This window comes from Paraburkholderia metrosideri, assembly GCF_904848625.1.
Classification (GTDB): domain Bacteria; phylum Pseudomonadota; class Gammaproteobacteria; order Burkholderiales; family Burkholderiaceae; genus Paraburkholderia; species Paraburkholderia metrosideri.
In genome coordinates, this window is the sequence record NZ_CAJHCP010000003.1 from 67,045 (window position 1) to 88,972 (window position 21,928).

At 63.5% G+C, this 21,928-nt stretch carries 21 protein-coding genes; 11 read left to right on the forward strand and 10 right to left on the reverse strand.

Annotated features, from left to right (window positions below):
- Window positions 1-20: 20 nt before the first annotated feature.
- The 10 genes from kdpE to LMG28727_RS06230 form a co-directional block, all read right to left on the reverse strand.
- A complete protein-coding gene (kdpE, locus tag LMG28727_RS06185) occupies window positions 21-719 on the reverse strand; it encodes a two-component system response regulator KdpE (protein WP_201641442.1) in 699 nt (232 codons plus the stop codon).
- The gene (locus LMG28727_RS06190) at window positions 712-3,660 is read right to left on the reverse strand and encodes a DUF4118 domain-containing protein (protein ID WP_236591632.1); all 2,949 of its coding nucleotides are present in this window, start codon (window positions 3,658-3,660) and stop codon (window positions 712-714) included. The genes kdpE and LMG28727_RS06190 overlap by 8 nt, the downstream gene beginning before the upstream one ends.
- 166 nt (window positions 3,661-3,826) lie before the next feature.
- Entirely contained in the window at window positions 3,827-4,405 is a 579-nt protein-coding gene (gene kdpC, locus LMG28727_RS06195; RefSeq protein WP_201641443.1) for a potassium-transporting ATPase subunit KdpC, read from the reverse strand.
- Window positions 4,406-4,435: 30 nt separating this feature from the next.
- A complete protein-coding gene (kdpB, locus tag LMG28727_RS06200) occupies window positions 4,436-6,520 on the reverse strand; it encodes a potassium-transporting ATPase subunit KdpB (protein WP_201641444.1) in 2,085 nt (694 codons plus the stop codon).
- Window positions 6,521-6,587: 67 nt separating this feature from the next.
- Entirely contained in the window at window positions 6,588-8,393 is a 1,806-nt protein-coding gene (kdpA, locus tag LMG28727_RS06205) for a potassium-transporting ATPase subunit KdpA (protein ID WP_201641445.1), read from the reverse strand.
- Window positions 8,390-8,482, reverse strand: a complete 93-nt coding sequence (gene kdpF / locus LMG28727_RS06210; protein ID WP_201641446.1) for a K(+)-transporting ATPase subunit F — start codon at window positions 8,480-8,482, stop codon at window positions 8,390-8,392. Before kdpF ends, kdpA begins: the two co-directional genes overlap by 4 nt.
- Complete coding sequence (locus tag LMG28727_RS06215) at window positions 8,479-8,592, reverse strand: hypothetical protein (RefSeq protein WP_007175652.1); 114 nt, start codon at window positions 8,590-8,592, stop codon at window positions 8,479-8,481. Before LMG28727_RS06215 ends, kdpF begins: the two co-directional genes overlap by 4 nt.
- A 305-nt stretch (window positions 8,593-8,897) precedes the next feature.
- On the reverse strand, window positions 8,898-9,872 hold the full coding sequence (locus LMG28727_RS06220; RefSeq protein ID WP_201641884.1) for a quinone oxidoreductase family protein: 975 nt from the start codon (window positions 9,870-9,872) through the stop codon (window positions 8,898-8,900).
- Between the two features lie 67 nt (window positions 9,873-9,939).
- Window positions 9,940-10,329, reverse strand: coding sequence for a methylglyoxal synthase (locus LMG28727_RS06225; RefSeq protein ID WP_201641447.1), 390 nt, complete (start codon window positions 10,327-10,329; stop codon window positions 9,940-9,942).
- Between the two features lie 192 nt (window positions 10,330-10,521).
- Window positions 10,522-11,301: an SDR family oxidoreductase gene (locus tag LMG28727_RS06230; protein ID WP_201641448.1), complete on the reverse strand. Its 780-nt coding sequence runs from the start codon at window positions 11,299-11,301 to the stop codon at window positions 10,522-10,524.
- Between the two features lie 240 nt (window positions 11,302-11,541).
- Between LMG28727_RS06230 and upp the strand changes: the two genes are divergently transcribed.
- From upp to LMG28727_RS06285, 11 genes are all read left to right on the forward strand, one after another.
- On the forward strand, window positions 11,542-12,192 hold the full coding sequence (gene upp / locus LMG28727_RS06235; RefSeq protein WP_201641449.1) for a uracil phosphoribosyltransferase: 651 nt from the start codon (window positions 11,542-11,544) through the stop codon (window positions 12,190-12,192).
- A gap of 768 nt (window positions 12,193-12,960) precedes the next feature.
- Complete coding sequence (locus LMG28727_RS06240) at window positions 12,961-13,689, forward strand: YebC/PmpR family DNA-binding transcriptional regulator (protein WP_201641450.1); 729 nt, start codon at window positions 12,961-12,963, stop codon at window positions 13,687-13,689.
- Window positions 13,690-13,987: 298 nt separating this feature from the next.
- Entirely contained in the window at window positions 13,988-15,286 is a 1,299-nt protein-coding gene (gene purD, locus LMG28727_RS06245; protein ID WP_201641451.1) for a phosphoribosylamine--glycine ligase, read from the forward strand.
- Between the two features lie 263 nt (window positions 15,287-15,549).
- Complete coding sequence (gene hemF / locus LMG28727_RS06250) at window positions 15,550-16,473, forward strand: oxygen-dependent coproporphyrinogen oxidase (protein WP_201641452.1); 924 nt, start codon at window positions 15,550-15,552, stop codon at window positions 16,471-16,473.
- Between the two features lie 31 nt (window positions 16,474-16,504).
- A complete protein-coding gene (locus LMG28727_RS06255) occupies window positions 16,505-17,245 on the forward strand; it encodes a nicotinate-nucleotide adenylyltransferase (RefSeq protein ID WP_201641453.1) in 741 nt (246 codons plus the stop codon).
- 4 nt (window positions 17,246-17,249) lie between these two features.
- Entirely contained in the window at window positions 17,250-17,711 is a 462-nt protein-coding gene (rsfS, locus tag LMG28727_RS06260; protein WP_201641454.1) for a ribosome silencing factor, read from the forward strand.
- 104 nt (window positions 17,712-17,815) lie between these two features.
- The gene (gene rlmH / locus LMG28727_RS06265; protein ID WP_201641455.1) at window positions 17,816-18,286 is read left to right on the forward strand and encodes a 23S rRNA (pseudouridine(1915)-N(3))-methyltransferase RlmH; all 471 of its coding nucleotides are present in this window, start codon (window positions 17,816-17,818) and stop codon (window positions 18,284-18,286) included.
- Window positions 18,287-18,587: 301 nt separating this feature from the next.
- Window positions 18,588-19,217 carry a Maf family protein gene (locus LMG28727_RS06270; RefSeq protein WP_201641456.1) on the forward strand — a complete coding sequence of 210 codons (630 nt, stop codon included), beginning with the start codon at window positions 18,588-18,590 and terminating at the stop codon, window positions 19,215-19,217.
- A 9-nt stretch (window positions 19,218-19,226) separates the two neighbouring features.
- Window positions 19,227-20,696 (forward strand): ribonuclease G, encoded by a 1,470-nt coding sequence (gene rng / locus LMG28727_RS06275; protein WP_201641457.1) that lies wholly within the window; start codon window positions 19,227-19,229, stop codon window positions 20,694-20,696.
- A 230-nt stretch (window positions 20,697-20,926) separates the two neighbouring features.
- The gene (locus LMG28727_RS06280; protein WP_201641458.1) at window positions 20,927-21,190 is read left to right on the forward strand and encodes a hypothetical protein; all 264 of its coding nucleotides are present in this window, start codon (window positions 20,927-20,929) and stop codon (window positions 21,188-21,190) included.
- A gap of 285 nt (window positions 21,191-21,475) precedes the next feature.
- Entirely contained in the window at window positions 21,476-21,901 is a 426-nt protein-coding gene (locus tag LMG28727_RS06285) for a CopG family transcriptional regulator (protein WP_201641459.1), read from the forward strand.
- Window positions 21,902-21,928 lie beyond the last annotated feature (27 nt).

The window sequence follows — 21,928 nt, forward strand, 5'->3', positions numbered from 1 at the left end:
AAGCCGTCCGATTTCACGCTTTAAGCCGCCCCGACCAGCCGATAACCGACACCCGTTTCCGTGACGATATGCTCAGGTTGCGCCGGATCGCGCTCCAGCTTGCCGCGCAAATGCGCCATGTAAATGCGCAGATAGTGATGACTCTCGACATGCGACGGTCCCCACACATCGCGTAGCAACTGCCGGTGCGTCAGTACGCGGCCCGCGTGCCGCACGAGCGTCGCGAGCAGCCGGTATTCGATCGGCGTCAGATGAATCGCCGCGCCGTCGCGCGTGACCTGCCGTAAAGCCAGATCGACCACGACCGCGCCGAATCGCACCTGCGGCGATTCGTTCGCGCCGCCCTGGTTGCGTCGGCGCATATGCGCGCGGATCCGAGCCAGCAATTCGGAGACACCGAACGGCTTGGTCAGGTAGTCGTCGGCACCGGCGTCGAGTGCGGCGACTTTTTCGCTTTCCTGGGTCCGCGCCGACAGCACGATCACCGGCAACTCGCTCCAGCCCCGTAATTCGCGAATCACGTCGAGGCCGTCGGTGTCGGGCAGGCCGAGATCGACGATCACCAGATCGGGTTTGCGCGTCGCGGCTTCGACGAGACCCTGCTTGCCGGTTTCGGCGTCGTGCACGACGATGCCCTCGCCTTCCAGCGCCGTGCGCACGAAGCGGCGAATCTGCTTTTCGTCTTCGATCAGGACGACTGTGATGCTCGGGTCACTCATGGGTCGGTTTGGGCAGCGGGTTGGGAGGGAAAGCGTTGTTGGTGGTGTGATTTGCGCCGATTGCGGTGTCGGGTGCGATGCCGGTTGCCGCAGGCAGCGCGGCCTCGACCTCCGCGCGCGGGCCGGTATGCATGTCTGAACCCATGTCGGCGTGAACCAGCAGATCGGCGCCTTCGTTTTCCAGCGAATCCGGCGCATCGGGCGGCGTATCCACCGGCAGCGTGAACCAGAACTGCGCGCCTTCCACGCGGCCGTCCGGAGCCAGCCGGTTGCGCGCGCCGATTGTACCGCCGTGCGCTTCGACAATCGCACGGCAGATCGCGAGCCCCAGACCGATGCCCGGCTTCGCCGACTCCTTCTCGCCGCGCGTGAATTTTTCGAACACGCGCGCTTCCATGCCGGCCGGCAGACCGGGGCCGTGATCGTCGACCGTCACGCGGACTAGCGGCTTGCCATCCATGTCGACGCGTGCTGCGCCGATCTGCAATGGGCTATCCGGCGCGGTGTATTTGGCCGCGTTTTCGAACAGATTCGAAAAGAGCCGCTCCATCAACACCGCATCGAGATGCAGCAGCGGCAGGTCAGCGGGCAATTTCACCTGCACCGGATGACCCGCGAGCACGCGCTTGCACGCACGCAACGCCGCGCCGACGGTTTCTTCGAGCAGCGTCCATTGCTGGTTCAGTTGCAGACTGCCCGCTTGCAGCCGCGCCATATCGAGCAGATTCGTGACGATGCCGGTCATCCGCAGCGCTTCTTCGTGAATCGCCTCGACCAGATCGTCGCCGGGCTGCGCACCGGGATGCGCGTCGCGCGATTGCGCGAGCATCGACGAAAAACCGACGATGGTCGTCAACGGCGTGCGCAGATCGTGCGAGATCGCCGACAGCAGCGAGTTGCGCAGCCGTTCCGATTCCATATTGACGAGCGCATCGCGCGCGATATCGACGTAGTGCACCCGCTCCAGCGCCAGTGCGATCTGCGCGGCGAACGCGTCGAGCATGCGCTGCTGTTCGGGCACGTCCAGTTCGCGCTCGTCGCGCATCACCACCGCGAGCACGCCGCGCGTGCGCATCGGCGCCTTGAGCGGCAGATACAGCGCGCTGGCGGCGGGCAACGTATCGGTGCCGTGACCGGCGGGCTTTTGCTGATCGTAGACCCATTGACCGACATCGCTATCGAGCAACTCGCCTTCCAGTGTGATCGCCGCATCGGGGTCTTCGATCTTCTGTTTGACCTGATCGGCGCTATCGGGCAGCAGAATCGCCACGCGCGCGCCGAACACCTCGCTGACATGCCGGCTGCCAATGCCGACGATCTGTTCGGTAGTCAGCGCCGCCGCCAGTTCACCCGCCATTGCGTACATCGCGCCGGTGCGCTGCTCGCGACGGCGCGCGACACTGGCTTCGCGGCGCAGGCTCGACGTCAGATGGCTGATCACGAGCGACGTCAGCAGCATCCCGAAGAAGGTCAGCAGATACTGCGTGTCGGATACCGACAGCGACATGCGCGGCGGCACGAAGAAGAAATCGAACGCCGCCACGCTGAGAAACGACAGCACGACGCCCGGTCCACGGCCCAGTTTCACTGCGGTGAAAATCACGCCGAGCAGATACAGCATCACCAGATTCGCCAGATCGATACGGTCGATCAACTGGCTCGACAGTAGCGTGATGGCCGCACAAATCGCCAGCGCGATGCCATAGGCGCGCGGCGGCGAGCGGCGTTCGCGCGCCGCGCTCAACGCCTCGCGCCATGCATTCGCGGTCGTGTTCAGCAGCTGGCGATGCTCGCCGCCGGCGTGGACCGACGACGCTCGAATCAGCGTGAGATCGAGCTCGCCCGACTGTTCGGCGATCCGCTCGCCGAGCGGCTTGCGCAGCCAGCGCCGCACGCCGGTCCGCGACGACGCACCCACGACCAGCTTCGACACGTTGCGCGCCTGCGCATAGCCGATCAGCGCGGTGAGCGCATCGGCGGCCGCGAGCGTGGCGGTTTCCGCGCCGAGTTCGGCGGCTAGCTTCAACGCGTTCAGCGTGCGTTCGCGGCGCGCGTCGGGCAGACGCTGCAACGCGGGGGTTTCGACATAGACGGCGAGCCAGTCGGCTTTGAGACTCGCGGCAAGACGCGCCGCCGCGCGCACCAGCGCAGGCGCTTCGGGACCCGGGCCGACACACACCAGCAAGCGTTCGCGCGCCTGCCAGATACGCTGGATCGAACGGTCGGCGCGATATTCCCGCATCTGCGCATCGACGCGATCGGCGGTGCGGCGCAACGCCAGCTCGCGCAGCGCAATCAGATTGCCTTTGCGGAAGAAGTTGCGCACCGCGCGCTCGGCCTGCTGCGGCAAATACACCTTGCCGTCGCGCATCCGGTCGAGCAATTCCTCGGCGGGAAGATCGACCAGCGTGACTTCGTCGGCATGATCGAACACGCGGTCAGGGACTGTCTCCCAGACGCGGATTCCGGTGATCTGTCCGACCACGTCGTTCAGACTTTCGAGGTGCTGGACGTTGACCGTCGTGTAAACGTCGATGCCCGCGTCGAGCAGTTCGTAGACATCCTGCCAGCGCTTCAGATGCCGCGCGCCCTGCACGTTCGAATGGGCCAGTTCGTCGACGAGAATCAGTTGAGGTTTGCGCTCCAGCGCGGCGTCGAGATCGAACTCGGCGAGCTTGCGGCCGCGATAGTCGATCCGCGCAAGCGGCAGCACGGCGAGTCCGTCGAGCAGCGCGGCCGTTTCGCTGCGCCCATGCGTTTCGGCGATGCCGACTACGACGTCCGCTCCTTCATCGTGACGGCGGCGCGCCGCCTGCAACATCGCGTAAGTCTTGCCCACGCCCGCCGATGCGCCGAAGAAAATTTTCAGCCTGCCACGCTGACGCTTTTCTTCGTCGCGTTGCAACTTGTCGAGCAGTTCGTCAGGATCGGGACGGTTCATGCGTGGTGGTTTTCATCGGTAGACGAGCGGCGGTGTGTGCATGGTGGCACGGCGCAGGCTGGCTCGCAAATAACGGGCGCAGCGTGACTCGGGATGGGTGGACCAGGTTGGGCGGAAAAGGTAAAGGCGGCGTCTGAATGACGCCGCCTTTGGCCTGCGACCGCCTTTAACCGCGCTTCATCTCGTCGAGTGCCAGATTCAGCTTCAGCACGTTCACGCGCGGCTCGCCGAGAATGCCGAACTGACGGCCGCTCGTGTAACGATCGACCAGCGCCTGCACGTCATTCGGCGCAAGCTGGCGCGCTTTCGCGACCCGTTCGATCTGATACGCGGCCGCAGCCGGACTGATCTCAGGATCGAGACCGCTGCCCGACGAAGTCACCAGATCGACAGGAACCGGCTTCGACATATCGGTACCGGCGGCCTTCAATGCATCGAGACGGCCTTTCACTTCGTCGAGCAACGCAGGGTTGGTCGGCCCGAGGTTCGAGCCGCCCGAGCCGAGCGCGTTATACGGCATTGGGTTGGTCGCCGACAAACGTCCCCAGAAGTACTGCGGCGCGTCGAACTGCTGACCGATCAACTGCGAGCCGACCAGTTTGCCGTTCTGTTCGATCAGGCTGCCGTTGGCCTGATCGCGGAAGGCCACGTGAGCGACGGTGGTCATCACAGCGGGATAAGCGAGTCCGGTGACGGCGGTCAGGACCGCGAAAATCACGATCAACGGACGGAACAGATTTTTCATGATGTGTCGTTCCTTTTGAACTCAGTGCCTTCAAACCCAGCCGAATGCGGCCAGCACCATATCGATCAGCTTGATACCGATGAACGGCACGATGATCCCGCCCAGCCCGTAAATCAGCAGATTGCGGCGTAACAGGATCGCCGCGCCGAGCGCGCGATAACGCACGCCTTTGAGCGCCAGCGGAATCAGCAGCACGATGATCAGCGCGTTGAAAATCACCGCCGACATGATGGCCGACGCGGGCGTGGCCAGATGCATCACATTCAGCGCGTTCAGCGCCGGATACGTCGTCGCGAACGCGGCCGGAATGATCGCGAAGTATTTGGCGATATCGTTCGCAATCGAGAACGTCGTCAGCGAGCCGCGCGTCATCAGCATCTGCTTGCCGATCTCGACGATCTCGATCAGCTTGGTCGGATTCGAATCGAGGTCGACCATGTTGCCGGCTTCTTTCGCCGCCTGGGTGCCGGTGTTCATCGCCACCGCGACGTCGGCTTGCGCGAGCGCGGGGGCGTCGTTGGTGCCGTCGCCGGTCATCGCGACGAGACGGCCTTCGGCCTGGTGCGCACGAATGGTGGCGAGCTTTGCTTCGGGGGTAGCCTCCGCGAGGAAATCGTCGACGCCTGCTTCCGCCGCGATGGCCGCTGCGGTCAGCCGGTTGTCGCCGGTCACCATCACCGTTTTGATGCCCATCTTGCGCAGCTCGGCGAAGCGCTCCTTGATGCCGCCCTTCACCACGTCCTTCAACTCGATCACCCCGAGCACGCGTGCGCCCTGCTCGCTTTTCTCCGCGACGACCAGCGGCGTGCTGCCGCGCCGTGCCACTTCGGCCACGGTATTGCTCACCTCATTCGGGAAGCGGCCGCCGTTGACTTCGACGTAGTGCTTGACGGCGTCGGAAGCGCCTTTGCGGATTTCGCGGCCAGGCAGATCGACGCCGCTCATGCGCGTTTGCGCAGTGAATGCCAGAAACACAGCATGTAGCGAAGCCATGTCGCGTTGACGGATGTTGAAGCGCTGCTTGGCCAACACAACAATGCTGCGGCCTTCCGGCGTTTCATCGGCCAGCGACGACAACTGTGCGGCATCCGCTAACGCTTCTTCGGTCAGCCCCGGCGCGGCCACGAACTGCGACGCCTGACGGTTGCCGAGCGTGATCGTGCCGGTCTTGTCGAGCAGCAGCACGTCGACGTCCCCGGCTGCTTCGACAGCACGGCCCGAGGTGGCGATCACGTTTGCCTGCATCATCCGGCTCATGCCGGCCACACCGATCGCCGACAGCAAGCCACCGATGGTGGTCGGGATCAGACATACGAGCAGCGCGACCAGCGCGGTAATCGTCACCACATGGCCCGCTTTCGCCGCTTCGACGGAGAACATCGAGAACGGCAGCAGCGTGGCGGTGGCCAGCAGCATCACGATGGTCAACGCGACCAGCAAAATGGTCAGCGCGATTTCATTCGGCGTCTTCTGACGCTTCGCGCCTTCGACCATCGCGATCATCCGGTCGAGAAAGGCCTCGCCCGGATTCGCCGTCACGCGTACGACGATCCAGTCCGACAGCACCCGCGTGCCACCCGTCACCGATGAAAAATCGCCACCCGACTCGCGGATCACCGGCGCGGATTCGCCGGTGATCGCCGATTCGTCGACCGACGCGACGCCTTCGATCACCTCGCCGTCGGCCGGAATCACGTCGCCGGTTTCGACCAGCACGACGTCATCGCGGCGTAGATCGGAAGCCGTCAGAATGCGGATCGGCGACTTCGGATGCGGCTCGTTGAGCTTCTTCGCCATCACGTCTTTCTTCGCGCTGCGCAGCGACGCCGCCTGCGCTTTCGAGCGCCCTTCGGCGAGCGCTTCCGCGAAGTTCGCGAACAGCACCGTGAACCACAGCCACAACGTGACCGCGAGAATGAAGCCCGCCGGCGCCTCGGCCTGGCCACCGAGCGCGGCGACCCACAGAATGGTCGTCAGAATGCTGCCGACGTACACGCAGAACATCACCGGATTGCGGAACTGCGTGCGCGGTGTGAGCTTCTTGAAGGAGTCCACAATCGCCGGGCGCAGCAGCGCCGGGTCGAACATGGACCTGGTTGCATTATGTTCAGTCATTGAATCCTCGAATATCCCATTTGCGCTTGTTCAGCCGTTGGTCGCATCAGTCATCAGAGCAAACGCATCAATGCGCGCCCATCATCATCAGATGTTCGACACCCGGGCCGAGTGCAAGCGCAGGCACATATGTCAGCGCGCCTACCAGCAGCACCGTGCCGAGTAGCAGCACGACGAACAGCGGGCAGTGCGTGGGCAGCGTGCCGCCCGTCACGCCGATGCGCTTCTTGGCGGCAAGCGAGCCGGCAATCGCGAGCACCGGAATGATCGTGCCGAAGCGGCCGAACCACATGGCGATGGCAGTGAGCCAGTTGTAGAACGGTGTGCTGACCGTCAGACCCGCAAACGCGCTGCCGTTGTTATTGGCGGCCGAACTGAACGCGTAGAGGATTTCGGAGAAGCCGTGCGCGCCGGGGTTGGCGATACCGGCCTTGCCCGCGTCGCTGAGCACCGCGATCGACGTGCCGACCAGCACCAGCAGCGGCGTCAGCAATACGACGATCGACACCATCTTCATTTCGTACGCTTCGATCTTCTTGCCGACGTATTCCGGCGTGCGCCCGATCATCAGGCCCGCGACGAACACCGCCAGCAACGCGAACACGAGCATCCCGTACATACCGGAACCCACGCCGCCGAAGATCACCTCACCGAGTTGCATCAGCAGCATTGGGTAGAGGCCGCCAATCGGCGTCAGCGAGTCATGCGTATTGGCCACGGCGCCGCAGGAAGCCGCGGTCGTTGCGACCGTGAAGATGCCCGATTGCGCGATACCGAAACGCGTTTCCTTGCCTTCCGCATTGCCGCCCGACTGCAACGCATTCGCCGACTGATCGACGTTCAATGCGGTCAGTGCAGGATTGCCGCTCTGCTCTGCGCCAATTTCGCCGAACACGCATACGCCGAACGCAATCGTCATCGCCGCCAGCACTGCAACGCCCTGCTTGCGGTCGCCGATCATGCGTCCAAACACCAGCGCCAGTGCGGCCGGGATGATCAGGATCGAGAGGATCTGCACGAAGTTCGAGAACGGCGTCGGGTTTTCGTACGGATGCGCCGAGTTGCCGTTGAAGAAGCCGCCGCCGTTGGTGCCGAGCATCTTGATCGCTTCCTGCGACGCCACCGGGCCCATCGCGATGGTTTGCGTCTTGACCGGCGTATCGACCGTGACCGGATTGCCCTTCGCGTCCTTCACCGGATTGCCTTGTGCGTCGAGCTTCGGCGCGGCGTAGCTGGTGGTTTGCAGCGTCGGTACGTCCTGATAGGCCTTGAAGTTCTGGATCACGCCCTGACTCATCAGCAGAGCTGCGACGATCGCCGCCATCGGCAGCAACACGTACAGCGTCACCCGCGTGATGTCGACCCAGAAGTTGCCGATGGTTTGCGCGGTGTGGCGCCCGAAGCCGCGAATCAGCGCGATCACCACCACGATGCCGGTGGCGGCGGACAGGAAGTTCTGCACGGTCAGGCCGAGCATCTGCGTCAGATAGCCGACGGTTTGCTCAGGCGTGTAGTCCTGCCAGTTGGTGTTGGTGACGAAACTGACCGCCGTATTGAACGCGCTGTCGACCGTCATTGCGCCGAACTTCTGGGGATTGCCCGGCAGCCAGCCTTGCACGCGCAACAGCACATACAGGAACACCGTGCCGAGCACGTTGAACGCGATCGTCGCAACCGCGTAGTGTTTCCAGCTCATTTCCTGCGCTGGATCGACGCCCGCGACCCGATACAGCAAACGTTCGAGCGGACCGCCGAGGCGAACCACGCGCGAACTGCCGTCCATCACCGCGCTCAGATAGCGCGACATCGGCACGGCGCAGGCCAGCAGCACGACGATAAAAAGGCCCGCTTGCAGGACATTGTTCGAGTTCATTCAATGTCCTCCGCGCGCAACAGCGCATAGACCAGATAGGCAAACAGCAGCGCGGTGGCCGCTGCGGACAACCAGAGAATCCAGTTCATGACCGTGCTCCCTGGCCGCGCCGGAACTGCATCAACTTCTCGCAGCCGGCAATCAATGCAAAGGTCAGCGCGGCAAACAGCACCAGCCCCCCGACATACAGCACATCCATTTTTGTTCTCCATTCACGGACTTTGGATAAATGGAACGGTATGCCGAACCGTCTAAAGGGCTGGTCAAAGATCGGGGGAAGCGCGTAAAAATCGTGTAAACGAACAAGGCCGTTCCATCGTGAGAGTGAACGGCCTTGGGGTGGGCACGCGGGGATTGCAGCGTGGCGTGGGCGTGCGCAGTTCGCGGCGCTCAGTGCCGGTTAGTGCCGCTCAGGGCCGGTTAGTGCGGGGATTTCGGTATCGCGCTAACCGGCCGGTGACTTACCGTGGGGGGCGAACAACGTGCCCATGCTATCGACGTTCTTTACGGCATCAGCACCGTCGAACCCGTGGTCTTGCGGCCTTCGAGATCGGCATGCGCCTGCCCGACATCTTCTAGCGCATAACGCTGATTCACACTCGCCTTCACCTTGCCCGACACCAGCACGTCGAACAGTTCCGTCGACATCGCCTCGTAATCGCTGCGCTTCGCGATGTATGTGAACAGCGTCGGACGCGTAAAGAACAGCGAGCCGCGTCCGGCGAATTCCGACGAATCGATCGGCGGCAACGGACCCGATGCATTGCCGAAGCTCACGAACAGGCCGAGCGGCGCGAGGCAGTCGAGCGACCCCGTAAAGGTGTCTTTGCCAATCGAGTCATACACGACCGGCACGCCCGCGCCGTCGGTGATTTCGCGCACGCGCTTCGTGAAGTTCTCGCGCGTATAGACGATCGCGTGATCGCAGCCGTGCGCCTTCGCAACCTCGGCTTTTTCGTCGGACCCGACCGTGCCGATCACCGTCGCGCCCAGCGCCTTGGCCCACTGGCACGCCAGCAGACCGACACCGCCCGCCGCGGCCTGGATCAGGATCGTGTCGCCCGCTTTCACCGGATACGTGCGGCGCAGCAGATATTGCGCGGTCAGACCTTGCAGCATCACCGAGGCGGCCTGCTCGTCGCTCACCGCGTCGGGCAACTTGACAGCCTGCACCGCCGGCAATACCCGCTCCTGCGCATACGCGCCCGGCGGACGCGCGACATAGGCCACGCGGTCGCCCGCTTTCAGACCGGTAACGCCCGCACCCACGGCGGTCACCTCACCCGCTGCTTCCATGCCGAGCCCGCCCGGCAACGGCAGCGGATACAGACCCGTGCGGAAATACACGTCGATATAGTTCAGCCCGACCGCCGTCTGCCGGATGCGAATCTCGCCCGCGCCGGGTTCGCCGACTTCGACGTCGACCCATTTCATCACCTCGGGGCCGCCGGGCTTATCGAATCGGATTGCTTTCGCCATCATGTCTCCTTGATGTGAGGTGGGGTTCAAAGATGCCGCGTGCTCAGGCTGCGAACCCGCGGTCAGGTCAGACCTGCTCGTTCATCCGCAGCGTCAGCACGTCGAGCACCATGCGCGCCGTGGAAATATTCGTCGCGCACGGAATGTTGTGCACGTCGCACGCACGCACCAGCGCGTTGATGTCCGGCTCGTGCGGCTGCGGCGTCATCGGATCGCGCAGAAAAATCACCATGTCCACGCGCCCTTCCGCGAGTTGCGCGCCGATCTGAAGATCGCCGCCATGCGGGCCGGACAGCATGCGCTCGACCGTCAGACCATGCGCGTCGGCAATCCGGCCGCCGGTCGTGCCGGTGGCGAGGATGTCGCAACGCCGCAGCGTCTCGACGTACTCGCCGGACAGTTTGACGATGTCGTCTTTCTTGTGATCATGCGCGATCAGCGCAATGCGGGTGGTCATGACGTAAGACTCCTGAAACCGTTGTGATTGTCGTTGTTGTGGTGATGCTTTGAGACTGCTTCGGGTGATGCTGTCCGGCTGTGCTGCCGAGCGCCGCCTTTTTTCTGACGAACCGGTGACGAACGCGCGTGAACGCGGCTTTCCGGCGCTGCCGTATCGCAACGCCAGAAAACTGCCGCTCAGGCCTTCACATCAGAACGTGCCCGGATACGCGCCGCCGTCGATCAGCCAGTTCTGCCCGGTGATGTACCCCGCATGCGTGCTGCACAGGAACGCGCACGCGCGCCCGAACTCATCGCGATTGCCGAAGCGGCCGGCGGGAATCGTCTTCATGCGCTGCTTACGGGCGTCGTCGACGGAAATGTTCTGGTTGCGGGCCTGCGCCTCGAACGTGACCGCGATGCGGTCGGTGTCGAACAGTCCGGGTAGCAGGTTGTTGATCGTCACGCCGGTCGGCGCTACCTTGCGCGCCAGGCCCGCGACAAAACCGGTCAACCCCGAGCGGGCGCCGTTCGACAGACCCAGCACGTCGATCGGGGCTTTCACCGCCGAACTCGTAATGTTGACGATGCGGCCATAACCGCGTGCGCTCATCGTGTCGATGGTGGCGCGGATCAGCTCGATCGGCGTCAGCATGTTGCTTTCCAGCGCGCGAATCCAGTCTTCATGCGAAAAGTCGCGGAAGTCGCCCGGCGGCGGCCCGCCCGCGTTGTTGACCAGGATGTCCGGCTGCGGACAGGCGGCGAGCGCCGCTGCGCGGCCCGCGGGCGTGGTGATGTCGCACGCGACGGTTTTGACCTGCACACCGCTCTGCTTGCGGATTTCCTCGGCGGTCACTTCGAGCGTCTCAGCGGTGCGCGCGACGATCGTCAGGTTGACGCCTTCGGCGGCGAGCGCTTCCGCGCAGCCACGACCCAAGCCCTTGCTGGCCGCGCAAACCAGCGCGGTGCGTCCTGCGATTCCCATGTCCATGTGTGTGTCCTTCAGACGGAGTTGCGGCGCATTGGCGCGCCTTGTGTGACCAGGTTTCCCCCGATTCTAGAAGAATCGGTGCCGGACTGCGCCTGGCCGCTTCAATCTCCGGTATCTTCGGACTGCACTCTTTCGGTAAACTTGCGCCGTGGCGCGTCCGCCAACCTGCCGCTTTGCGGGTGGACGATGCGTCGAACCGATTCCGAATTTGATCCCTCTTGCGCCGCTTGCGCCCCCGCCATGACCCAGGACAGCCGTTTCCCCAATCTTTTCATCCTCGATCACCCGCTGATCCAGCACAAGCTGTCACACATGCGCGACCGGGATACCTCGACCCGCACGTTCCGTGAGCTGCTGCGCGAAATCACGCTGCTGATGGGCTACGAAATCACCCGCAATCTGCCGATGACCACGCGCCGCATCACCACGCCGCTGGTCGACATCGACGCGCCGGTGATCGCCGGCAAGAAGCTCGCGATCGTGCCGGTGCTGCGGGCCGGCATCGGCATGTCGGACGGCCTGCTGGAACTGGTGCCGTCGGCGCGGGTGGGCCACATCGGCGTGTATCGCGCCGACGACCACCGTCCGGTCGAGTACCTCGTGCGTCTGCCGGACCTGGAAGACCGCGTGTTCATTCTGTGCGATCCGATGGTCGCGACCGGCTACTCGGCCGTGCATGCGGTAGACGTCCTCAAGCGCCGCAATGTGGCCGGCGAAAACATCATGTTCCTCGCGCTGGTCGCGGCGCCGGAGGGCGTGCAGGTGTTCCAGGACGCGCATCCGGACGTCAAGCTGTACGTGGCGTCGCTCGATTCGCATCTGAACGAGCACGCGTACATCGTGCCGGGTCTCGGCGACGCGGGCGACCGGCTGTTCGGTACGAAAAACTGACGCTGGGTGGAGCGACGCGGCGGATCGCGGCGTTGATGTGACGTGACGTGAGTTCGGCGTGAACGCAGTGTGCGCGCCGCCTTTGCTCCGCCGTTGAGCGGGGCCGCCACCCGCGGTCCCGGAGCGAAGCCTGAAAAACAGGCCGCGAAATGCGGCGAGCGCCGCTGGCATGGCCATTGTCGGCGCTCTCGCCCTGATCTTTCCGCGTTGTTTCCCGCCACGTCCCCCTCTGCCGCCCCCCTTCGGCGTGATAAAATTCGAATCCGCTCCAGAAGCGGCTTGATTAGCACCGTCGTAGTTTTACCGGTTTCGGCTGCGCCTTTAACAGCATGCATGGCTGCCTCGTCGGCAAGCCCTCGGCACTACCGGTTCCAGAACCGCTTGCTCCACTGTCCATTACCGTCTGACGCTTTGCGGCCCCGGCACGGTGTTTGTCAAGCGAGCGCCCGGTTTGCCGCGTGCGGGCTGCGTTGCCCAACCGCGCCAGCGAGCGCCGGTCCGGTTGACCGGCTAGCCAGGCGAGCTTGGACCATGGTTCAGCGGGGCAGCACGTACGTCGGCTCGATTGGCAGCTACAGAGAACGGCGAGGCAAATCGGCGGCAACCGGACTGACCAGCAGGCATCGGCTACCGCGCAGTGTCACGGGCGGTCTCATCAAGAAAAGCTTTGACATCGAGGCGTGCAAAACCGCATCAAGCGCGCGCCCGGCATCGCAACGACAATTGCACTATGCGTGCGCCCCGCTGGCGCGCGCGACGGAGAAAGGTATGGCGGGTCATTCGAAATGGGCCAACATCAAGCATAAGAAAGCAGCGGCCGACGCCAAGCGCGGCAAGGTCTGGACGCGGCTCATCAAGGAAATTCAGGTCGCGGCCCGCATGGGCGGCGGCGACATCGACTCGAACCCGCGTCTGCGGCTCGCCGTCGAAAAGGCGTACGACGCCAACATGCCGAAAGACAACGTCAACCGCGCGATCCAGCGCGGCGTGGGCGGTGTCGACGGCGCGACGTACGAAGAAATCCGTTACGAAGGCTATGGCATCGGCGGCGCGGCGGTGATCGTCGACACGATGACTGACAACCGCACCCGTACGGTCGCGGAAGTGCGTCACGCGTTCTCGAAGAACGGCGGCAACATGGGCACGGACGGCTCGGTGTCGTTCATGTTCGATCACGTCGGCCAGTTCCTGTTCGCGCCCGGCACCGCTGAAGACAAGCTGATGGAAGCCGCGCTCGAAGCCGGCGCTGACGACGTCGTCACGAATGACGACGGCAGTATCGAAGTGCTGTGCCCGCCGAACGATTTCCCGAAGGTGAAGAGCGCGCTCGAAGCGGCCGGCTTCAAGGCCGAACTGGCCGAGGTGACGATGAAACCTCAGACAGAAGTCGAGTTCACCGGCGACGACGCGGTGAAAATGCAGAAGCTGCTCGACGCGCTGGAAAATCTGGACGACGTGCAGGAAGTCTATACAAACGCCGCGATCGCCGACGAGTGAGCGTGTACCGGCCAGGCACGGCGCGCGGGTTCGTATTGAACGGCGCTGAACCGCGCATCGCCGCCGGCCAGGCCTCGCGTCGTTGCTGAGTGGGCGTTGTGGTCAGGGTTGCCGCGCCTTTGCGCGAACCCTCACCGCTTCCACCAGTCGTGCGTCAGGCTGCGCCAGCTGTTTTGCCAGCGCTCGCAAACCTAGCGCGAATTTTGCTGTGTGCTGCCTTCTGGTGTTTATTGCTGTTCATTGCACGGCTGAGCTTCGCGCTTCAGCCGTTTATGGTTTTTAAGTCTCGGGGATTCACATGAAGTTACTCGTCGTCGGTTCCGGCGGTCGCGAACATGCACTCGCATGGAAGCTCGCGCAATCGCCGCGGGTTCAGCTCGTCTACGTTGCTCCGGGCAACGGCGGCACCGCCCAGGACGAGCGTCTGCGCAACATCGACATCACCGAGCCGGCCGCGCTCGCCGATTTCGTCGAACAGGAACAGATCGCTTTCACGCTGGTCGGCCCGGAAGGTCCGCTGGCCGCCGGTATCGTCAACCTGTTCCGCTCGCGCGGTCTGAAGATTTTCGGACCGACCAGAGAAGCTGCCCAGCTCGAAAGCTCGAAAGACTTCGCGAAGGCCTTCATGAAGCGCCACGCGATCCCGACCGCCGAATACGAAACCTTCGCCGACGTCGCCGCCGCTCACGCCTATCTGGACGCCAAGGGCGCGCCGATCGTGATCAAGGCCGATGGCCTCGCCGCCGGCAAGGGCGTGGTGGTCGCACAAACGCTGGAAGAAGCGCACGCCGCGGTCGACATGATGCTGTCCGACAACAAGCTCGGCGACGCCGGCGCGCGTGTCGTGATCGAGGAATTCCTCGCCGGCGAGGAGGCGAGCTTCATCGTGATGGTCGACGGCAAGCATGTGCTGCCGCTCGCGTCGAGCCAGGATCACAAGCGTCTGCTCGACGCCGATCAGGGTCCGAACACCGGCGGCATGGGCGCGTATTCGCCCGCACCGATCGTCACCCCGCAACTGCATGCCCGCGTGATGCGCGAAATCATCCTGCCGACCGTGCGTGGCATGGAGAAAGAAGGCATCCGCTTTACCGGCTACCTGTACGCTGGCCTGATGATCGACGCGCAAGGCAATCCGAAAACGCTCGAATTCAACTGCCGCATGGGCGACCCCGAAACGCAGCCGATCATGGCGCGTCTGAAGGGCGACTATTCGAAAGTGGTCGAGCAGGCCATTGCCGGCACGCTCGATACAGTCGAACTCGAATGGGACCGGCGCACCGCGTTGGGCGTCGTGCTGGCCGCGCACAACTATCCGGATACGCCGCGCAAGGGCGACCGCATCAACGATATTCCCGCTGAGACAGCGGATTCGGTCACGTTCCACGCCGGCACCACGCTCGCCGACGGCAAGCTGACCACCTCCGGCGGCCGCGTGCTGTGCGTGGTGGGTCTGGCGGATTCAGTGCGCACCGCGCAGTCGGTCGCGTACGAAACGATCAACCAGATTTCGTTCGACGGCATGCAGTATCGCCGCGACATCGGCTACCGCGCGTTGAACCGTAAGCACGACGCCAAGACCGAAGGCAAGCAGTAAGTCATCACCCCACCCGCCCGCGTGCAGCGCCAACGGCGCTACACTGCGGGTTTTCGCACCGGCCGGGCTGCACGTTCTGAGCCGCCGCCCCACCGCCGCAGCCGTCGCGGCCCGCGCCTGGCAAGTCCAGCGCGGCAGCTGCCAGGCTTGCGCGAAACACCGGGCGAGCGCGTTTCACAGGCATGAGCCTGACGAAGCCCGTGCGTCGCCCTTCTCGAAGAACCCGCGACACGTTCAGCGTGCCGCCCTCAGCATCTGCATTCATGACCGATTCGAACTACGACGCACAGGCTGTGCGCAGTTGGCTGCAAGGCCTGCAAACGCATATCGCGGACACGCTCGGCGCGTTCGACGGCAAGCCGTTCGCCACCGACGCGTGGCAGCGCGCGCCGGGCGAGAAGCTGCGCGGCGGCGGCTGCACGCGGATTCTCGAGGGCGGCAATTTCTTCGAGCGCGCGGGTATCGGTTTCTCGGATGTGGCCGGCGATGCGTTGCCGGGTTCAGCCAGCGCGGCCCGTCCGCAACTGGCGGGGCGCGGTTTTGAAGCCATGGGCGTGTCGCTCGTGCTGCATCCGCACAATCCGCACTGCCCGACCGTGCATATGAACGTGCGTTTGCTGATCGCGACCAAGGCTGGCGAAGAGCCGGTATTCTGGTTCGGCGGCGGCATGGATCTGACGCCGTACTACGGTTACGAGGAAGACGCGCAGCATTTTCACCGCACCTGCCGCGACGCGCTGACGCCTTACGGCGCGGACCTGTACCCGAGTTTCAAGCGCTGGTGCGACGAGTATTTCTTCCTCAAGCACCGCAACGAACCACGCGGCATCGGCGGAATTTTCTTCGACGATTTCTCGGCGCCGGGCTTCGATCAATCGTTCGCGATGATCAAAAGCGTCGGCGAAGGGTTCCTCAAAGCGTACCTGCCGATCATCGAAAAGCGCCGCAACATTCCGTACGGCGAGGCCGAGCGCGACTTCCAGGCATACCGGCGCGGCCGCTATGTCGAGTTCAATCTGGTCTTCGACCGTGGCACACTGTTTGGATTGCAGAGCGGCGGCCGCACGGAATCGATCCTGATGTCGATGCCGCCTGTGGTGAACTGGCGCTACAACTGGCAGCCCGAGCCGGGCACGCCGGAAGCGCGTCTTTATAGCGATTTTCTCGTGCCGCGCGAGTGGGTATGACGAGGCGCGGTTCGCCCGCAGCCCGCTCCCTGTGGCCACGACAAAGGAACTTCACCTGAAGCCGAACGCTCACCCTGTTGCGCTGCCTCGCCGGATCGGTCTGCTAGGCGGCACTTTCGACCCGATCCACGACGGCCACCTCGCGCTCGCGCGGCGTTTCGCCGACGTGCTGCAACTGACCGAACTGGTGCTGCTGCCGGCCGGTCAGCCATGGCAGAAGTCGGACGTGACGCCCGCTGTGCATCGTCTGGCGATGACCCGCGCGGCGGCTACGTCACTCGTGCTGCCGGGCGTCACCGTGCGGGTCGCGACCGACGAAATCGATCACGACGGCCCGACTTATACACTCGACACGCTGAAACTCTGGCGTGAACGCGAAGGCAACGATGCCTCGATCGCGCTGTTGATGGGCGCGGACCAGCTCGTGCACCTCGACACATGGCGCGACTGGCGGCATCTGTTCGACTTCGCCCACATCTGTGCGGCCACCCGGCCCGGTTTCGACCTCGCGTCGATTCCACCGGCGGTCGCTCAAGAAATCGACGCGCGCCGTGCCCGCGTCGACGTTCTGCAAGCTACGCCCTGCGGCCACTTGCTGATCGATACGACGCTTGCGTTCAACGTCTCGGCCACCGAAATTCGCGCGCATCTGCGCGAACAGGTGAGCCAGCGGCTAGCCCTCGCGGGCGGCGAACAGCAAGACCAGGCGGCGAGCCATGTCCCCACTGCGGTGTGGGACTATATTCTTCAACATCATCTGTACCACCGGTAACCCCATGGATATTCGCAAACTACAACGCGTGATCGTCGACGCTCTCGAAGACGTCAAGGCGCAAGACATCAAGGTGTTCAACACCAGCCACCTGACCTCGCTGTTCGATCGCGTGATCGTCGCAAGCGGCACGTCGAACCGGCAAACCAAGGCGCTTGCGTCGAACGTGCGCGAAAGCGTGAAGGAAGCGGGCGGCGACGTCATCAGCACCGAAGGCGACGACGTCGGCGAATGGGTGCTGGTGGACTGCGGCGACGCAGTCGTCCACATCCTGCAACCGGCACTGCGCCAGTACTACAACCTCGAAGAGATCTGGGGTGACAAGCCGGTGCGCCTGAAGCTGTCCACGCCCGATCCGTTCGGCGGCGCACGTGCGAGCGAGCCCGACGACGAGGAAGAAGACGAAGACGGCGAAGCGGCGGCTGCGAAGAAGCCCGCGCGCAAGACGGCGGCCAAGCGCAAGTAAGCGCAACTAAGCGCAACTAAGCGCAACTAAGCGCAAGCAAGCGGACTTCGCGGGCGGCCTGCTGCCCGTCAAGGTTCGCGATTCTGTTCTTCATTGCATCGCTGATGAAACTGCACATCCTCGCCGTCGGCCACAAGATGCCCGACTGGATCGCCACCGGCTTCGACGAATACGCGAAACGTATGCCGCCCGAGCTGCGCATCGAACTGCGCGAAATCAAGCCCGAGCAGCGTTCGTCGGGACGGGCGGCGGAAAGCGTGATGGCCGCCGAGCGGGTGAAGATCGAAGCCGCGTTGCCGAAGAACGCGCGCATCGTCGCGCTCGACGAACGCGGCAAGGACTGGACCACGATGCAGTTGGCGACCGCGCTGCCCGGTTGGCAGCAGGACGGCCGCGACGTCGCGTTTCTGATTGGCGGCGCCGACGGACTCGATCCCGACCTGAAGGCACGCGCCGATATGCTGCTGCGCGTATCGAGCCTCACGCTGCCGCATGCCATGGTCCGCGTGCTGCTCGCCGAACAGCTTTACCGCGCGTGGACCATCACGCAAAATCACCCCTATCATCGCGTGTGAACGGACCACGCGGCGAGACTCGACGCGGGCGGCTTCGGCCGGCCGGCTCGTGTTTCGCTGCTAACGCCGTCTCAATGCGCGTGCCGATGCGCATGCCGATGTATCGCGCGAGTCCCGGCGCCAATCCCGGGCGTCGATCTCCGCGTTGATCGGTTTACCGTTGCACGTATCGACGCCTGATCAACGCCTGAGCGGCGCAATGGATCGCGCACCCATCGCACGTTCTTCACCGACACCTCACGCGTGCTTCACGTGCGACCCTGCACGTTGCCGCAATCCGCCCCTCTATCGAGACCCGTTCATGCTCACGCCCGCCGACTCGCTGCATCCGTTCGTCTACCTCGCTTCGCAAAGTCCCCGTCGCCAGGAGTTGCTGCAACAACTCGGCGTGCGCTATGAACTGCTGCTGCCGCGTCCCGACGAAGATGCCGAAGCGCTCGAAGCCGAGTTGCCCGGCGAACGCGCGCACGACTATGTGCAGCGGGTTTGCATTGCGAAGGCGCATGCAGCGCGCGCACGGCTCGTCGCAGGGGGTCATGCCGCGCGGCCGATTCTGGTTGCAGATACAACCGTCACCATCGACGATGCGATCCTCGGCAAGCCCGTCGATGCCGACGACGCCATCGCGATGCTCACGCGTCTCGCCGGCCGCGATCACGAAGTGCTGACCGCCGTCGCGCTCGTCGATGCCGAAGGGATCTTGCTGCCCGCCGCGCTATCGGTGTCGAAGGTGCGCTTTGCTGCACTGCACGCAGAGGCGATCCGTCGCTATGTCGACAGCGGCGAGCCGCTCGGCAAAGCGGGCGCCTACGGTGTACAGGGACGCGCCGCGGAGTTTATCGGCCATATCGACGGGTCCTATTCAGGTATCATGGGTTTGCCACTTTTTGAAACCGCTGCCCTCCTGCGTGCAGCGCGCATCGACTTCTAAAATAACATCATGAATGAAGAAATCCTGATCAATGTCACGCCGCAGGAAACGCGCGTCGCGCTCGTCCAGCAGGGCGCCGTCCAGGAACTTCACGTCGAACGAACGCTGTCGCGCGGGCGCGTCGGCAACGTCTATCTCGGCAAGGTCGTCCGTGTGTTGCCGGGCATGCAATCCGCCTTTATCGACATCGGTCTCGAACGTGCCGCGTTTCTTCACGTCGCCGATATCTGGCATCCGCGCATTGCTGGCGAGCCGGCTCATCAGGCACCGCATCAGCCGATCGAAAAAATCGTCTTTGAAGGTCAGACCTTGATGGTCCAGGTCGTCAAGGACCCGATCGGCACCAAGGGTGCGCGGCTCTCCACGCAAGTGAGCATTGCCGGGCGCACGCTCGTGTATCTGCCGCAGGAGCCGCATATCGGCATCTCGCAGAAGATCGAGAGCGAAGCTGAGCGTGAAGCTGTGCGCAAGCGTTTGACCGCCGTGTTGCCCGCCGACGAAAAAGGCGGCTACATCGTTCGTACGATCGCTGAAGATGCGACCAGCGAAGAGCTGGCCGGCGACGTCGCCTATCTGCGTAAGACGTGGGCGACGATCGTTGCGCAAGGTCAGCGCATGCCGCCCACCAGCCTGCTCTATCAGGACCTGAATCTGGCGCAACGCGTGCTGCGCGATTTCGTCAACGATGAAACGTCGCGCATTCAGGTCGACTCACGCGAGACGCATCAGATGCTTGCCGATTTCGCGGCCGAATTCACCCCGGCGGTGTCGTCGAAGCTGCATCACTACACGGGCGAGCGGCCGTTATTCGATCTGTACAACATCGAGGCTGAGATTCAGCGCGCGTTGTCGCGGCGCGTGGATCTGAAGTCGGGTGGCTATCTCGTGATCGATCAGACCGAGGCGATGACCACCATCGACGTGAATACCGGCGGGTATGTCGGCGCACGAAATTTCGACGATACGATTTTCAAAACCAACCTTGAAGCCGCGCATACGATTGCCCGGCAATTGCGGCTGCGCAATCTGGGCGGCGTGATCATCATCGACTTCATCGATATGGAGAACGTCGAGCATCGCGACCAGGTATTGGGAGAATTGAAGAAGGCGCTGTCTCGCGATCGCACGCGAGTCACTGTGAACGGGTTTTCGCAGTTGGGGCTGGTTGAAATGACGCGCAAGCGCACGCGTGAATCATTGGCGCACGTGTTGTGCGAGCCTTGCCCGGTGTGTCAGGGGAAGGGACAGGTCAAGACTCCGCGAACGGTTTGTTACGACGTGTTGCGCGAGATTCTGCGTGAGTCGCGGCAGTTTAATCCGCGTGAGTTTCGGGTCGTGGCTTCGCAGCAGGTGATCGACTTATTTCTCGAAGAAGAGTCGCAGCATCTGGCAATGTTGATCGATTTTATTGGCAAGCCGGTGTCGTTGCAGGTGGAGTCGAATTTGAGTCAGGAGCAATACGACATTGTCTTGATGTAAATCGACTGGCGTTTATTCATGTCGAGATAATGCCCTGGAAAATTCCTGAGCAATCGAACCGGCCCGTCAGGGCCGGTTTTCGTTTCGGCCTCCGCATCACTACGTGCTGTCCCGCCCTCTCCCAAACCGAACGCAATGCCTTTCCTTTCAGGACCGCCCTTTGCTGCGCTATCTGAAAGTGAAAGCTTTGTCGCAGATCCATTTTCGGACAGACAACGGGAGAACCTGCAATGATCAGATTGATCAGTATCGTCGCGTTGGTGGCTAGCCTCACGGGCTGTGTCGTCGCTCCGCCTTATGGTGGCTACGGTTACGATCCGGCTCCGGTGTACCAGTCGGCGCCCGGCTACTACGGCTATGCGCCGGGCTACTACGCAGCTCCGTCGATCAACCTTGGCATTGGCTTCGGTGGCTACTACGGCGGCGGACATGACGACGGGCATGGCCACGGCCACGGCGGCGGCGGCGGTGGCCACGGCGGACATGGCCATTGAGCACGCCCGCAGCTAACTGACGCACGACAGTCGCCCCGCAACGGAAGCGGCACGACACGATAACAGCGCGCCTTTTCCACCGACGAGGGCCATGCCTCTTCAAAGCATTCCTCGACGTCCCAGATGCTCGTCCCCATTGCGACGAGCCTCCCCGCCTGCCTGCGCTTGGCCGATGAGCCGCCCCCTCCCGACCCCAAATTTTCCATTTGACGCCCATCTCGACGGAGGCGTATAACCATCCCACTGGATGTTAATTGGATGGCGCCAAGCTGCCACGACCTCAAAATGCCGAAACTCAACTTGATCGACACCTCCCGCCCCAAAGGCGGCGAAACCGAAAAAATCACCATCAACCTGGGTCCAATCGACTTGGGTCAGATCGACCTGCTCGTCGAAGAAGGCTTTTACTCGAACCGAACCGACCTGATCCGCACGGCGATCCGCAATCAGCTTGCCGTACACGCGCAGGTCGTCACCGAAACCGTGACACGGCGCGAGATGGTGCTCGGCTTGCAGCACTTCTCACGACGCGACCTCGAGGCCGCTCAAGCGGCACATGAGCAACTGGACATCCACGTGCTGGGCCTCGCCAGCATCGCCGCCGACGTGCCGCCCGAACTCGCCGCCGCCACCATTGCATCGGTGGTGGTGCTCGGCGCGTTTCACGCGTCGCCCGCTGTAAAGGCGGCGCTCGCGGGACGTATCAGCTAACGCCCGCAACGCATCGCGCCTCTCTCG